This is a genomic window from Bradyrhizobium sp. SZCCHNRI3052 (genome assembly GCF_032484895.1).
In the GTDB taxonomy this organism is placed as follows: domain Bacteria; phylum Pseudomonadota; class Alphaproteobacteria; order Rhizobiales; family Xanthobacteraceae; genus Bradyrhizobium.
The window spans coordinates 22299-37402 of sequence record NZ_JAUETW010000022.1 but is presented as its reverse complement, the minus strand read 5'-3'; the positions used below and the strand labels follow the sequence as shown (position 1 = coordinate 37402).

Annotated in this window: 14 protein-coding genes; 10 read left to right on the top strand and 4 right to left on the bottom strand. The window is 63.2% G+C overall.

Annotated elements, in window-relative coordinates; translation table 11 throughout:
- Positions 1-117: 117 nt before the first annotated feature.
- The 4 genes from QW887_RS34070 to QW887_RS34055 all read left to right on the top strand — a co-directional run bounded on the left by QW887_RS34070 (position 118) and on the right by QW887_RS34055 (position 4243).
- A complete protein-coding gene (locus tag QW887_RS34070; protein WP_316168077.1) occupies positions 118-1119 on the top strand; it encodes an ABC transporter substrate-binding protein in 1002 nt (333 codons plus the stop codon).
- Positions 1120-1224: 105 nt separating this feature from the next.
- The gene (locus tag QW887_RS34065; protein WP_316196119.1) at positions 1225-2319 is read left to right on the top strand and encodes an ABC transporter ATP-binding protein; all 1095 of its coding nucleotides are present in this window, start codon (positions 1225-1227) and stop codon (positions 2317-2319) included.
- Positions 2320-2354: 35 nt separating this feature from the next.
- Positions 2355-3467, top strand: a complete 1113-nt coding sequence (locus QW887_RS34060) for an ABC transporter permease (protein ID WP_315716712.1) — start codon at positions 2355-2357, stop codon at positions 3465-3467.
- Positions 3464-4243, top strand: a complete 780-nt coding sequence (locus tag QW887_RS34055; protein WP_315716602.1) for an ABC transporter permease — start codon at positions 3464-3466, stop codon at positions 4241-4243. The genes QW887_RS34060 and QW887_RS34055 overlap by 4 nt, the downstream gene beginning before the upstream one ends.
- A 125-nt stretch (positions 4244-4368) precedes the next feature.
- On the opposite strand, the gene QW887_RS34050 is transcribed toward QW887_RS34055, so the two are convergent.
- The gene (locus tag QW887_RS34050) at positions 4369-5268 is read right to left on the bottom strand and encodes an NAD(P)-dependent oxidoreductase (protein WP_315716601.1); all 900 of its coding nucleotides are present in this window, start codon (positions 5266-5268) and stop codon (positions 4369-4371) included.
- Positions 5269-5625: 357 nt separating this feature from the next.
- Positions 5626-5991, bottom strand: coding sequence for a hypothetical protein (locus tag QW887_RS34045; protein WP_315716599.1), 366 nt, complete (start codon positions 5989-5991; stop codon positions 5626-5628).
- A gap of 31 nt (positions 5992-6022) precedes the next feature.
- On the opposite strand from QW887_RS34045, the gene QW887_RS34040 reads away from it, so the two are divergent.
- The 4 genes from QW887_RS34040 to QW887_RS34025 all read left to right on the top strand — a co-directional run bounded on the left by QW887_RS34040 (position 6023) and on the right by QW887_RS34025 (position 9192).
- Complete coding sequence (locus QW887_RS34040) at positions 6023-6217, top strand: hypothetical protein (protein WP_315716598.1); 195 nt, start codon at positions 6023-6025, stop codon at positions 6215-6217.
- Positions 6218-6442: 225 nt separating this feature from the next.
- Positions 6443-6961 carry a GNAT family N-acetyltransferase gene (locus QW887_RS34035; RefSeq protein ID WP_315716597.1) on the top strand — a complete coding sequence of 173 codons (519 nt, stop codon included), beginning with the start codon at positions 6443-6445 and terminating at the stop codon, positions 6959-6961.
- A gap of 376 nt (positions 6962-7337) precedes the next feature.
- Positions 7338-8708, top strand: coding sequence for a hypothetical protein (locus tag QW887_RS34030; RefSeq protein WP_315716596.1), 1371 nt, complete (start codon positions 7338-7340; stop codon positions 8706-8708).
- Positions 8709-9030: 322 nt separating this feature from the next.
- The gene (locus QW887_RS34025; protein WP_315716595.1) at positions 9031-9192 is read left to right on the top strand and encodes a hypothetical protein; all 162 of its coding nucleotides are present in this window, start codon (positions 9031-9033) and stop codon (positions 9190-9192) included.
- Positions 9193-9278: 86 nt separating this feature from the next.
- Here QW887_RS34025 and QW887_RS34020 read toward each other — a convergent pair whose 3' ends face one another.
- Positions 9279-9740 carry an SRPBCC family protein gene (locus QW887_RS34020; RefSeq protein ID WP_315716594.1) on the bottom strand — a complete coding sequence of 154 codons (462 nt, stop codon included), beginning with the start codon at positions 9738-9740 and terminating at the stop codon, positions 9279-9281.
- A 159-nt stretch (positions 9741-9899) separates the two neighbouring features.
- On the opposite strand from QW887_RS34020, the gene QW887_RS34015 reads away from it, so the two are divergent.
- Complete coding sequence (locus tag QW887_RS34015; RefSeq protein ID WP_315716593.1) at positions 9900-11093, top strand: LanC-like protein; 1194 nt, start codon at positions 9900-9902, stop codon at positions 11091-11093.
- 63 nt (positions 11094-11156) lie between these two features.
- Positions 11157-11438: a hypothetical protein gene (locus QW887_RS34010; RefSeq protein WP_315769318.1), complete on the top strand. Its 282-nt coding sequence runs from the start codon at positions 11157-11159 to the stop codon at positions 11436-11438.
- Positions 11439-13140: 1702 nt separating this feature from the next.
- On the opposite strand, the gene QW887_RS34005 is transcribed toward QW887_RS34010, so the two are convergent.
- The gene (locus tag QW887_RS34005) at positions 13141-14997 is read right to left on the bottom strand and encodes a hypothetical protein (RefSeq protein WP_315729359.1); all 1857 of its coding nucleotides are present in this window, start codon (positions 14995-14997) and stop codon (positions 13141-13143) included.
- Positions 14998-15104: the final 107 nt, after the last annotated feature.

Sequence of the window (15104 nt, the reverse complement as noted above, 5' to 3'; positions counted from 1 at the left end):
GACGGATCATCGAGCATGTTTTCACGGCGGACCAGTCCCACGGATGTGAAGGTGTCGAACGGGACGCCACGCGCGGCCCTCACCGTCTCGACGACGGTGCTGGTGGCGGCGGCAGCCATGCTGAGCGTCGCCGCGGCGGCGCAGGCGCGCGATCTCACGGTGGTGTCGTGGGGCGGCAACTATCAGGACGCGCAGCGCAAGATCTACTTCCAGCCGTTCGCCGCCAAGCTCGGCGCCACCGTGCTCGACGAGAGCTGGGACGGCGGCTATGGCGTGCTGCAGGCCAAGGTGAAGGCCGGGGTGCCGAACTGGGATGCGGTGCAGGTCGAGGCCGAGGAGCTCGAGCTCGGCTGCAGCGACGGCATCTATGAGAAGATCGACTGGAGCAAGATCGGCGACAAGAAAGGCTTCATCCCGGCCGGCGTGAGCGATTGCGGCGTCGGCGCCATCGTGTGGTCGACGGGCATGTCCTATGACGGCGACAAGATCAAGGATGGGCCGAAGACCTGGGCGGACTTCTGGGACACGGCGAAGTTTCCGGGCAAGCGCGGCCTGCGCAAGGGCGCCAAATACACGCTCGAATTCGCGCTGATGGCCGACGGCGTGCCAGCCAGCGACGTCTACAAGGTGCTGAAGACCAAGGAGGGCGTCGAGCGCGCCTTCAAGAAGCTCGACGCGCTCAAGGCCGACATCGTGTGGTGGGAGGCCGGCGCGCAGCCGCTGCAGCTCCTGTCATCCGGCCAGGTCGCGATGACCTCGGTCTATAACGGCCGCATCAGCGCCATCAACCGCACCGAGGGCAAGCATTTCGGCTTCGTGTTTCCGGGCAGCATCTACGCTGTCGACAGCTGGGTGGTGCTGAAGGGCTCGCCAAACAAGGACGCCGCGATGAACTTCATCGCGTTTGCGAGCCAGGCCGAGAACCAGGCCAAGCTGCCGGAATACATCGCCTATGGCCTGCCGAACATCGCCGCCGCCAAGCTGGTGCCGGAAAAGTTCGCCGCCGAGCTGCCGACCACGCCGGACAATCTGAAGCAGGCGATCGCGCTCGACGTCGGCTTCTGGACCGACAATTCGGAAGAGCTGTCGAAGCGCTTCAACGCCTGGCTCGCGCGCTGAGGCTCGCCGCTTCAGCAAACCGGGCGCGCGATGATCGTCGTCGCGACGCGCGCCTGCCCTCCTCGTGCATGAGTCCCGGCGAGGTCCGCGCCGAAAGCCTCCGTCATGGATACCCCCTTCATCTCGTTCCGGCATGTGGTCAAGCGCTTCGCTGCGCTGACCGTGGTCGACGATCTCGATCTCGATATCGCGCGCGGTGAGTTCGTCGCCCTGCTCGGTCCCTCCGGCTCCGGCAAGACCACGCTCTTGATGATGCTCGCCGGCTTCGAGCAGCCGACCAGCGGCACGATCGAGGTCGGCGGCGCCAGGGTCGACGGGCTGCCGCCGCACAAGCGCAACATGGGCGTGGTGTTCCAGAACTATGCGCTGTTCCCGCATATGAGCGTGCGCGACAACATCGCCTTTCCGCTCAAGATGCGCGGCACGCCCAAGCCCGAGATCGCGCAGCGCGTCGCCCGCGTGCTCGACATGGTCAAGCTGTCGGCCATGGCCGAGCGCAAGCCGGCGCAGCTGTCCGGCGGCCAGCAGCAGCGCGTCGCACTCGCCCGCGCCCTGGTGTTCGAGCCGCAGGTGGTGCTGATGGACGAGCCGCTCGGTGCGCTCGACAAGAAGCTGCGCGAGCAGATGCAACTCGACATCCGCGACCTGCACCGCCGGCTCGGCCTCACCATCGTCTTCGTCACCCACGACCAGGACGAGGCGCTGACGATGTCCGACCGCATCGCCGTGTTCAACCACGGCAGGATCGAGCAGATCGGCACACCGCGCGAGATCTACGAGCTGCCGCGCACGCCGTTCGTCGCCGAGTTCATCGGCGAGACCAACCTGCTGGCGTGCAAGCTCGACGAGCACGCGGGCGAGGTGATGCGGCTGACGACGGACTCGGGCCTCACGCTGTCGGCGCATGCCGGCTCCGCCCGCATCGATGGCGGCAAGGTGCAGGTTTCGATCCGTCCCGAGGCCATCCGGATCAACGATCATGCAGCGGCGACCGCGAACCGCCTGACCGCGCGCATCCTGGATGCGGTGTATTTCGGCGATCACGTGCGTCTGGTCGCCACGGTCGGCGCGCAGCGGCTGATCATCAAGGGCGATCGTGCCGGTCAGGCTGCGGAGGTCGGCAGCGAGGTCGCGCTGTCGTTCGCGGCGTCGGACGTCTGGGTGGTGGGATCATGCGACCAGTCTTCCGCCAACGGTTGACGGCATTTCTGCTGCTGGCGCCGCTTCTGGCGTTCATGCTGTCGTTCTTCGTCGTGCCGCTGGTGACGATGATGAAGTCGGCTGTATCCGATCCAGTCGCGACCGAGTCCCTGCCCCGCACCCACAAGGCGCTGGCGCGCTGGGACCGCACGAGCGTGCCTCCTGCAACCGCACAGGCCGCGTTCATTGACGACATCCGCAAGCTGACCAATGACGAGCAGTTCGGCGATCTCGTTCGCCGCCTCAACAGCGCGCAGTCCGGATTCCGCAGCCTGCTCGGCAAGACCCGCCGCGCGCTCGACGGCACCGACGCGGTCGACCTCGCAGCAATCGACTCGCGCTGGAGCGAGACCTCCTATTGGACGACCATCGCCGAGGCCGTCGCCTCGCCCTGGACCGACAAGAACCTGCTCGCTGCTGTCGACCTCGAGCGCAACGCCGCCGGCAATATCGCTGCGATGCCGGAGGGCGCCTCGGCCAACCGCCTGATCATGATCCGGACCTTCGTGACCTCGGCGCTGGTGACGCTGGCCTGCATCCTCATCGGCCTGCCGTTCGCGATGGTGGCCGCCTCGGTCGACGGCTGGCGCCGGCAGATCCTGCTCGGCGCGGTGCTGCTGCCGCTGTGGACCTCCCTCCTGGTACGCACCGCGGCCTGGTATGTCGTGCTGCAGGACAACGGCCTGATCAACGCCACCTTGAAGGGGCTCGGCCTGACGTCAGCGCCGGTGCCGCTGATGTTCAACCGGCTCGGCGTCGTCATCGCCATGACGCATGTGCTGCTGCCGTTCATGGTGCTGCCGATCTTCAGCGTGCTGATCGCGATCCCGCGCAATCTGATGCCGGCGGCGGCCTCGCTCGGCGCGCATCCGCTGCGCGCCTTCGTCCACGTCCTGCTGCCGCTGTCGATGCGCGGCGTCGTCTCCGGCGCCCTGCTCGTGTTCATGGCCGCGCTCGGCTACTACATCACGCCGGCGCTGATCGGCGGCGCCAACGATCAGATGATCAGCTCGGTGATCGCCTACTACGCCACGGGAGCCGCGAACTGGGGCATGGCCGGCGCGCTCGGCCTCGTCCTGCTCGCGATGACGATCCTGCTCTACGCCGCCTACATCCGGCTGACCTCGACCGAGGAGCAGCGCGCATGAAATGGCTGCCGCTCGTCAAGCTGCTGTTCGCGATCGCCGTCATCGTGTTCCTGCTCGGGCCGTTGATCGCGGTGCTGCCGCTATCGCTGACCGACAGCGTGTTCCTGAACTATCCCATTCCCGGCTATTCGACGCGCTGGTTTCGCGAGCTGGTCACCGCCGACTCCTGGCGGCTGTCGATCGTCAACAGCCTGCTGATCGGCGCGGGGACCACAGCCCTTGCAACGTTGCTCGGCACGCTCGCCGCGCTCGGCCTGCGCGGCAAGCCCGCCTCGCTGCTGTTCGCGACGCTTCGCACCGTGTTCCTGCTGCCGATGGTCGTGCCGGCGGTGGTGCTCGGCGTCGGCATGCAGCTGATGTTCTCGCGCTACGGGCTCACCAACACCTATCTCGGCGTCATCATCGCGCACACCGTCGTCGCCGTGCCGTTCGTGCTGGTCAACGTCTCCTCGGCCTTGCAGGGCGTCGATATCCAGCTCGAGCGGGCCGCCGCGAGTCTCGGCGCCTCGCCCGCCGTGGTGCTACGCTCGGTGACGTTTCCCATCGCGCTGCCCGGCATCATCTCCGGCGCATTGTTCGCTTTCGCGACGTCGCTGGACGAGGTGGTGCTGACGCTGTTCGTCGCCGGTCCCAATCAGCGCACCCTGGCGCGGCAGATGTTCGCCACCATCCGCGAGAACATCAGCCCGGCGATCGTCTCGGCGGCGGCCGTGTTCATCGTCGGGACGATCGTGCTGTCGCTGGCGATGCTCGCGCTCCGGCGGCGGATGGCGTGAGGGAAGGCACCGGTCCGTAGGGCGGATGAGCGCAGCGTAATCGGCCGCCCCGTGCGCGAACAGCCGCTATGCGCACAACAGCCGGAATGGCGGATTACGCTGCGCTCATCCGCCCTACGGCTGCCCTACCCCGCCTTCACGTATTTGCGCCAATTGTGCGCTTCCTTGAACCCGAGCACCTCGCGCGTCTTGCGGTTCGACAGCGGCGCCTCGTCGTCACCCATCTCGCGGGTCACCGGCACATTCGGACAATAGCGGCGCAGCAGCTCGCGCGTCGGCATCGTTGCGGTGACGGTGTCGTTGACCGCGTTGAAGACCTGGAAGCCGAGCCCGTCCTTCTGGATCGCCAGATGCACGATCTCGCCGAGGTCGCGAGCGTCGATATAGGACCAGGCATTGCGCTTGCGCGACGGCGGGTCGGCGAGGAAACGCGGGAACATGTCGTATTCATGCGGCTCGATGACGTTGCCGATGCGCAAGCAGTAGATGTCGATGCCATAGCGCATCGCAAAGGCGCGCGCGGTCTTCTCGTTCACGACCTTGGACAACCCGTAGGAATCCATCGGGTCGGTGTCGTAGTCCTCCTCGAGCGGAAAGCTCCTGAAGTCCTTGTCGCCCTCCGCGAAGCATACGCCATAGGTGGTCTCGCTGGAGGCGATGATGATCTTGCGCACGCCGAGCTTCGCCGCGGCCTCGATGACGTTGTAGGTGCTGATCGTATTCACGCGAAAGGTCTCATTGTCGGGCTCGATCAGCACCCGCGGGATCGCGGCGAAATGCACCACCGCATCCGGCGCCCGTGGCGGCCGGCCGGCGTTGAAGCCGCCGAAGCCATGATGCGTGGTCAGCGCGTTGAAGGCCTGGCCGCTGTCCGTCAGATCCGCGATCAGGGTGTTGATCCCGGGGTGATCGAACGGCTTGAGATCGACGTTGAGGAGCGCGTAGCCCTTGTTCTGCAGATGCGGCAGTACATGCCTGCCCGCCTTGCCTGTTCCCCCGGTGAACACCACGCGCTTGGCTGTCATTGAGCTCGTCATCCCCTGTGAGTGCGTGATCGCTTCTAGCAGTTTCCAGCGAAGCTGCTCCACAAGGAACTTGCAGCCTGCCGCGCGGGACGCGGCCTGCTTTCAATGCCGCGTGGAAGCCTATTGCCGCACTGCGTTGATAGCTCCGCCTCCCGACGGGTGACGTCAGGCCAACCGCCCGCGGTCCAGCCTGCGCGTCATTCTGCCGATCCGAAATCGCCTCCCATCGCGACACGGCAATCTCTGGATGCGTCGCCGGCACATCACCCGATCGCGATGCAAACGACGATCATTCGCAGAATTTTTTCGGCGCTGAGTAGCCAAGTTTCCCATTTTCGGATAGGTAATATAGTGCGGTCACAATGTATTGGGACGGCAGGTTCGTCCCTGAAGGGATATTGTCATGAGATTGTCGTCGAGTGTCGTCGTGTCCTCGGCTGCCGCCGTGCTGGCAACCGTCCTGCTGTGCGGTCCTGCCGCATCGCAAATCACACCAGGCTCCGCCCCCTCGCTTCCGGGCGTAACGGTCGACGCACCGAAGCAGGCGACAAAGCTCCAGAGGTCGAAGACCACGGCCGACACCGGGATCTCGCGCCGCACGCGGTCGACGGCGTCGTCGACGGCGCGCGCGCCGTCAGTTGCGTCGGACTCCGTGGAAGCCAGGATCGCCAAGCTGGAGAGAGCCGCCAGCAGCTGCAACGGCGGCTGCGAGACCAGCTTCAAGTCGGGCAATGCGCCTTGGGTCGGATGCAGCTTGTCCGGTCAGGAATTTTCGCATTTCGATACGACCTGCTCCGACACCCTCAGGTACAAGCACTACGCGGACTGTGCGGAGACCAAGGCGTTCCTGGGCTGGGATCGCAACAAGGTCTGGCTGCATTGCAGCAGCCTGCTGGCCGGCGGCAAGTTTCAGGTCGCCGAGATCAAGCGGTTGAAGCGCGCCCAGTAGTTTGATGGCTTCACCTCTCGGCCTCATCTGAGGTCAGCTCCTGTGAGGTGACGTCTGGCGGCCTGCGCTTGCGGCAGGCCGCATTGTTTGCAGGCCGGCTGGCATGTCGGCCTGTGAAGGCCCGTAGGCCGAGGAGTCGAGCACGCGCATGCGGCGAAGCGCTCGCCCAAGGGCGCCGCTTTCACGCGAAGATTTTTTCACGCGAGGACGATGGAAAGCCGGTCCATGAGCCCTGCTGCAACGATCCGGCGCCTGCGGGCCGACGATGCGGCATGCTTCAAGGCCCTTCGTCTGGAGGCGCTGACGATCAGCCCGGAATCGATGGGCAGCACCTTCGAGCTGGAGAACGGGCTTGGCGTCGAATGGTTCGCCAGGCGGCTTGAGGACACCCACACCCTCGGCGCCTTTCGAGACGGCGAGCTTGTCGGCACGCTGGGCTTCGTCGTCCAGCAGGGGCCGAAGCACGCCCATAAGGGCCGGCTGTTCGGCATGTACGTTAAGCCAGCCTTTCGACGGAGCGGGCTCGCGCGCCTGTTGGCGAATGCCATCCTGGATGTCGCGCGCGAGCAGGTCGAGATCGTTCAGCTGATCGTCGTCCAGGACAATGTGCCGGCGCGACGGCTCTACGAAAGCATCGGCTTCGTGGAATTTGGCCTGGAGCTGAAAGCCGCGAAGGACGGCGGCCGATACTACGACGAGGCGCACATGGCGCTCGACTTCAGTCGTGCGGCTGACAGCACCTGACAACCGAGCTGCTGGGATCGGTCGGTTCTCCCATTCAAGGCGATGGCGGCATGGGCCGCAGTCACGAGCTGATGAGATGCGCGCAGCACAGGGGAGCCCGACATCACGATCACCTTCGGACGCCACCGGCCGCTGATCCAGACCCCCTGGGACGAAGCGGCCGTTCGGGTCGCGATCGACGACATTGCAGCCGACACGATCGCCCAGTTCGATCCCGACAATTTCTGGCCGGCCCATCCCAGCGACGACGGGACGGCAGACGGTGACCCCAGCTTCTACAAGGGCGCGGCGGGGGTGATCTGGGGGGCTGGACTACTTGCTCCGTATCGGTGCGACAGGCCGTGCGAAGGACTTCCGCCCCGTGCTGTCGAGGCTAATGGAGCGGACGGTCATCGATCACGCAGCCAACTCGCCTGCCGACTACGAGAAACACGGCTCGCTGCTCCGTGGCGAGGTGGGGGCCGCCCTTCTCGCCATGCGGCTCACGCCACTGTCGAGCCTCGCCGACCTCATTCATTGGCACGCCGAGAAGAACGACGAACTGCCGATCCGGGCAGCTGATGATTTCGTTCCTTTGCACTTGCTCGCTTCGAGACGCCTGACGGCGGGGCTGCCGGCAGAGATTGCGACGCGTTTTGATATTGCTTTGGCTCTTGGCAAGGCGCAATCTGATGACACTGGATGGCCGACTTTTCGTTGGCCTCACGATTTCACCAAAACATTCTTTTCTGGCCCCTTCAATCTCATTCGAAAAGGGAGAATTGTCGTGAGACTTGCGATTTTTGTTGTCGTGGCCCTGTTGGGATCTTCGGGCGCGGCTTTCAGTGAGGCGAGCGATTGCAATATCGAAGCTTTCAAGGCGATGCGCATCGAGGATTCTTCCCTTGCAGTCATGCTCGCCCAGCTCAAGTTGATCAATGAGGCGAACTATGAAGAGGCAAAGAAGTCTGCCTCCGCAATCATCCCCGAATATTTCGCTGGAGATTTCAAGAGCTTCGCGGCAAAGCGCGCCAGCATGTACCAAGAGACGCGGTTCAACTATAGCGTTGACGAAGCGAAGCATCTGGTGACGTCGGGCGTCGATGAAAATGGCCTTGCCGCCTACACGGCCTGCCTTCAGTCGAGATCGCCCCTGACCGCTGTGGTGACCAAGAGCCCCAGCCAGCAGATCGTCAGCTTACGAATCCGCTTCGAGCCTAAGAGCGCGATCCCGAACCCCAATCCCCTCATCATTCAGGTCATTGGCGGAGAGTCGTTTGGCGTTGTCGGCGACCAGAAAGACAAGATCGTCGAGGCTAGCGTCGGTCCCGGAGAGCGGATCTACGTCTTCAAGCGAGTACCAAACTCGGAATTTGTCGCCGTCGTACAGATGCCGTCGCTCAGTCTCGCTGCAAATGACGTTTTGTTACCTCCACCACCGATCTTGAAGGAGATCGTGCAGACAAAAAGCATATCGGTCAATGGCGGACCTATGCATCTCGATCATCCTACAGGCGCGCCGGTCGGCAAATCAGCAGGCCCGGTGCAAACATGCGCTGCGGCGGACGCAGGTTGGGAGCTGATACCCGATACCGCTGCTCTTTCCTTTTCCGAAACACGTCCGGGGTGCTTTACCGGAAAGAGCGCGGTCGCCGACGAAAGCAAGGTCTGCTTCAACGTGACGCTCAGCATCAACGCGGGTGACTCCTGCGACGTCAATTGGACCGTCTCCACCAAACAGCGTCGCACCGTGAAGGTGTTTCAATAAGCGTGCGGCTCCGGATCTCGCAAGAAGGCGGTTGGATGGCGATCAAGCACTGAGCGACCGTCCCACCGTCGGCCTGGCGCTTGGCACGGCGCTCATTGCCGCGGCAGGAGCGACCGTCCTACGCCACTGCGATGTCCAGCATTTGCCGCCGATCGGCGGTTTCGTCGTCCTGCTCGGGCTTGCCGCCGCCGCGCCTGAGGAGACCGGGCGGCCTTCGTCCAGCCGGGACTTTCGCGTCCAATGCCGGTCAGCATCTGTGCCGAGATGAACCTTCTGCCTGCTGCCTTGACCTACTCAAGGGCGGGAGGAGATCGAGGTCGCAATGACGGCTCTGACCAAGGCATTTCATAAGGCATTTTCCGAAGCATCCGACAGTACGAAACACGAACTGCTCAAACAGTTCCTTCTGCTCTGTGCCGCCATATTGCTGGTGTCGGCGATGGCGCTGACCTACGGGACGGATCTGAGCCACGGCTTTTTCTGATCGGTCTTTTCTTGCTCCGCGTCGGTGAACGGCGGCCGGTGATCGGCATACCCATGTTTGCCGCGGGCATGAGCGGAACGCCCGGCCTATCGCGCCTCGACGAGCGCCGCGAGCTTCGCGAGCGCCATCCGCCAGCCGGCCTCGTTGTCGGCGGGCGATACGCCACGGGGCAGTCCATCATGCGTGGCAAGGAGTTTGGTCCCGCCATCCGCATCGGCGAGCGTGATCGTGATGGTCATCTCGCCGCGTAGCGCAGGATCCGTGGTCTCGAACTCGTCCACTTCGACAACCTGCTCATTCGGGACGAGCTTCACAAAGCGACCGCGATACGTATCCGTGTGCGCCGTCGTCTTGCCGGTCCCGGTCGGCACGTCATAGGTAAGCGAAATCCGCAACGCGCCGCCTTCACGGGCGTCGAACGCATGCACGTCGCAGGTCATCCCGTCCGGCACCTTCCATTTTGCGATCGCGCGCGGATCGAGCAGCGCTCGATAGACCGCCGGCCGAGGCGCGGCGATGTAGCACCGTATCGAAAGGGTCTCGCGCATGTTCATTCCCCGCGGACCTTGGGCATCGTCTCGAGCCATCATCCGATAGGACCGATGGTGTACCGACGGCAGGCTTTTGGATAGGCTGGTTGCCAATCATGCGCCCCGCGGCCTGCCTGCTTGACGCGACCGACGGACAGCACCCGAGAGCCCGACACGATGATCACCCTGGGACGACATCGGCCGCTGGTCCAGACTCCCTGGGACGAAGCGATTGCCCTGGCCGCGATCGAAGACATCGCGGCCGATGCGATCGCCCAATTCGATCCCGATCATTTCTGGCCGGCCCACCCCAGCGACGACGGGACCGCCGACGGCGATCCCAGCTTCTACAAGGGCGCCGCGGGTGTGATCTGGGCCCTCGACTACCTGCATCGTGTCGGCGCAACCCGAGCGACCAAGGATTTCCGCCCCGTGCTGTCCAGGCTGATGGAGCGGACGGTCATCGACCACGCAGCCAATTCGCCTGCCGACTACGAGAAACATGGCTCGCTGCTCCGTGGCGAGATGGGGGCCGCCCTGCTCGCCATGCGGCTCACGCCACTGTCGAGCCTCGCCGACCTCATTCATTGGCACGCCGAGAACAACAACGAACTGCCGATCCGGGAGCTGATGTGGGGTCTGCCGGGGTCGATGGTCGCGGCGGTCCACATGGCGGGGATGACCGGGGAAGCGCGCTGGCGCCGCCTGTTCGAGGTGCAGGCGGCACGGCTGTTGGCCGAGCTGGAGGACACACCGCAGGGCCCGCTCTGGACCCAGGATCTATATGGCGCCAAGGACCGCTTCCTCGGACCCGTTCATGGTTTCGCCGGCAACGTCATCCCGTTGTTGCTCGGATGGGACTGGCTGACGGCGGCACAGCAGGCTCACGTGGCCGCCTTCGTCCCGAAGGCGCTCGCGGCCAACGCATGGCGCTATGACATCGGAACCACATGGGGACCGCGAAGCAAGCGTGAGAAGCGGCTGTTCCTCTGTCAGCACTGTCATGGTGCCCCGGGCATGGTGACGACCTTTGCCGACGCGCCGTTCGCGACGCCGGACTTCGACGCGCTGCTGCTGGACGGCGGACGCTTCACCTGGGCCGCCGGACCACTGACCAAGGGCTCGAACCTCTGCCACGGCACCGGCGGAAACGGCTACGCCTTCCTCAAGCTCTATCGCCGCACCCACGACCCGGTTTGGCTCGACCGCGCGCGCCAGTTCGCGATGACCGCCATCGTGCAGGTTCGCGGCGGCCAGATGGTCGCCGGCCGCGGACGCTATTCGTTATGGACCGGCGACGTCGGCCTCGCCGTCTACCTCTGGGATTGCATCACCGGAGAGCCACGGTTTCCGACGATCGACGTGTTCTGAAGCAAGTTGGGGACTGCTATCAATGTCTGTTTCGAGCAAGGAAGAGACAAGCACGATATCATGATGCAGGTCTTCCTGATGTTCAGCTTTCGTGTGAACGAGACCTTCGCCCTTGAAAGTCGCCGGTTGTTTGTTCTGGCTGGCGAGATGGCAGGTGGGCAGATTCAGGCCGGCATGATCGTCAGCGTGCCGCTAAACTCTTCGCTATCTATCTCTGCCCCCATTCACAGCATCGAATTTGCCCGTAGAACCGGTGGGCGAGACGATGTCTGCCTCTGCATTGCCTATGAAGACTCTGATGAACTCGAAATATGGAAGGGACTTGATCTCAAAACGAGATCGTAAAAGGCGTACCCACGGCACACTCCGTCTAACCCTCTTGCTGGAGGTCTCTTGAGTGACAACGGCGACCTTCCAATAGAGCGCGCCAAGTGCTTTCGTCCGGTTCAGATCGGGGAGCCGGTCTTGTCGGCATTGGTGCGCGGTCGTCTCTCCGCATCCAGATCGCCTACGCCAGAAAAACTCGTTTTGACTGCGGCCTCAAACACATGTCTCTGTCCAGTCTCCCGAGCATGAAGATTCTTGTTTCTTTTTTCCAGAATTTATGCTTCTATCTGCCCGTCCCGTCTCACAAGAGGGGCGCTTCGCGGTCGTCACGAACGTCGAGGCGGGATGCGGTGGGCGTGTCGATGTTGCAGCGTGGCTGAGCCGCGCCGACGAACGACGTCGATGCGCACGGTCAAGTCGCGTGGTCCTGGCATCCCGACGCTGATGCCCAGCGCAAGGTGCGCAAGCGCGTTGTGCGATACGGTGGCCAGAAAGCCCGGCGCACCGGGGAGATCGCGAAGCAGCCGTCAAAACCATCGCGCGGGGAATGCCGGGTGTTCTCGGCTGAACCTGTGGTGACTGCCGCCTGCTTTTTTTCTGCAGGCGGGCCATGGGTGCGGCCAGCGCCCGGCATTCCCCGTGCCCTCTTCGACGAAGAGGGTGGTCGATCAGAACAGCTCGGACGCAAAGCGCGCCGCGAGACAGCGAAGCCATGTCTGAAATCCAGACCGCAGCATCCACCCGACACACCCGTCCGACGATCAGCAGGCCGCCGATGAAGCGAAAGAGCGGCACCGCGAAGCGCCCGGGCATCCCACTCTTGTCTGGGCAAGCCCCGCGATGTGGATGGCCGGGCCTTTGCCGCGCCGAAGCGACCGCGGCCGCGCAAGCGGGACGAGCCCGGCCGGGACGACGCGGCGACAGAAGGACAGATGCATGAATTCACGACTATGGTCGCCCTGCCCTGGGGCTGGCGGACCCGCGACGCGAGCCACGGCTGATGTTTGGCTTCGACGTCAGAGGATCTTCAATGATCGTGAGATCGAACGAGGCTAGGTCACCGGCCTGATCGGCCGATGGTGGGCACGACAGGGGCGAAAACACGGATCAAGATCAATGATTTAGGCACCCGCACCAGCGTTCCAGGGCTCTTGGTTTCAAAAGGGAATTTCTGGCGATGCCTGCACCATCCAAGGGGTAGGCTGGAAGCCAGAATCGCCTGAAAGTTGCCAAGACTTCAGAAAAGTTGACTGCCTGCCCTTTGGGCTCGGCGCCCAAAGGTGAAGTTCGGATCCCTCGTTCGCCCAACCTCTCCTGTGTTTCGATGGTTGCGGGGAGGCGCAAGACTCGCGCACGCGCGAGATCCACCCATGCGTCGTGCCGACACCCCGCTGCCAGCTGGCATTGCAATGTCCCGCGATCGCGTTCTCTTCATATACCCAGGGCCGCTCAAGGTCCTTGGTCCGCGCCCCAGTACCGCGCGCAGGCGCGCGGACCGAAGCTTCATTGTGCGAGTTGGTGCTCAACCTTCCTGAGTCCTCTCGCTTCAAGAGGATACCCAATTGCTACCGAGTTCGCGCCGATGCGGCCGCGAGATCGAGAGCGCGCACCCACGGACCGGGTAGTGGACGCAGTATTGACGGGACGGATCAGAATACGGGCAGTTGCGTGAGCAACTTGACTTCATCTGCGCCAAACCTAAGCTACCGGAGTTGGGCCATCACCCCCGAACACGCCAAACCGCGATTTTGGACGAGGATGCGAGTCCCAATGGCTCGAGAAATTCAGGAACTTCGCCTCGAGCCAACAATGATTCTAAGCCATCCGGAGCGCGCTCAATAACGTTACGATTTGGAGATGTCCGACACGTGACCACATAATCGACGTGGTAATCTCGTAGCATCTGATGCGCAACCGGCGCTGGCGCAAGCATGAGCTTGAGCATCGCGAGATTGCCATCGTTATTCCGGTGGTATGGGGCCGCAAACACGGCGTGTTTCGTCGCAGCCAATATGGCCGGGCCGAGATCGATCGGCGCCATGACGCGTCCTCTCGCCAATAGCCCCATAGGCTCGGCATCCGAAACACTTTGGCATCGGGACTCGTCAGGTTCAAATACCATTTCAGTCGGCTCTACCATCGAATCGATCAGTGGTTTCGCGCAATTTCCAAGTACCGCGAACATGACCGGAGACAAGACGAACGCCACCAAAACGAGGCTGCTTGTCTGGGCAAGCGATGGCCAGATGAAGACGGCGGCTGCGGCGAATATTGGCGCTGCCGCCATGGCAGCCCCGCCTGTTCCGCGCATTTCCCACACGCTGATCGCAATCAACGTCGCGAGGGCAGCGACACCAACACCCCACCGAAATCGATCAACCGGGTTGGCTCGCAAAAATGCCGCTGCCGCGATTGCCATTGTTATAAGAGGAAACGCGTAAAAGCCGAGTACTTCCTCTGGACCGATCCGGATCATCTCCGCCAGGGATACGGTCTCCTGAACATGATCGAGCCATAGAGAAACGACCAGCGGATCAAGCTGCGAATACGGCAACACCAGCGATCGCGCAAAAAGCAGGACGAACGCACCGAGCAAGGCGATCACGGTTCCGGTCGCAGTGCCAACACGCAGCCATAGCGAGGATCGGTAACGCTCAATTCCAACCATTAGCACCAGGCCAACGCTCCCGCCCACGGTCAACAAAAGCAGCGGGCCCCCGAACGCGTCAAGCACGGGCAACGTTAGTTCCTCTGCCGGAACCAACGCAAATCCGAGAGCCGCCGATGATGCGGCTAGCGCGAGAGCAAAGGCCGAGACTTCGCGCGCAACCTCTCCACCACGCCAGACGAAAAGACCCGCCATGGCACCGCATATCGTGACGATCACCGGCAGGATCTCAACTCCGATTGCGAGCGACACAGATCCGGTCAACGCTGCGAGCGCCGCCCTGGTCGCGCTTCGATCGGCCTGGATCGCAAAGAGAAGCATCAGGAGCAAGAGATCGATTTGCACGTTGTGATGATCGATCGCGCCCGGCTTGAAGTGAATCAATGCTGGCGCTGCCAGCATAGCCAGCACAGCTGCGCCCAGCGATGAGGCCGCGACGCCTTCGCTCATACGGTAGGCAATCGTCCCGACGAGCACGAGAGCCACGAGAAGCAGAAGTATTGGCCAGACGAACAGCGTTACCGCTTCCGCATGGAGCGGACCGATCAAAGGTTTCAAGGTCAGGATCGATATAGCTAGTGGCAGATCGACAATCCGCGACCAATGCATAAGCACGCCGGATGGACCCAGGCGGTATTGCCGGAGATCCCACCAGGCCTGGCCGTCGAGAAAATCCCGGATTTCGACAAGACGCATCGCATCATCGGTCGACATGGCGTCGAAAACGCCGCCCCTGATCGAGAGCAGCTTGAACGCCATCGCCGCAGTAAGCCCCAGCACCAGGATCAGAACGCCGACGGCTCTTGCTCTGCCCTGGCTTGCAACCGAGTTTGAACCCGAAACGGCGTCTGACATGGTGAGCCCACTGGTTTCCGCAGCATCAACAACCGAGTTTAACTGGAGCAGCACGCACCGCGTCGAACTGCACAACGTCTGCACAGCACTGAGCCCATCGGGTTCAAGTGGTCCGCGAGCTGCAGATATCGAGCCGATTCGTCGCTCCCGCCGGCCCCAAC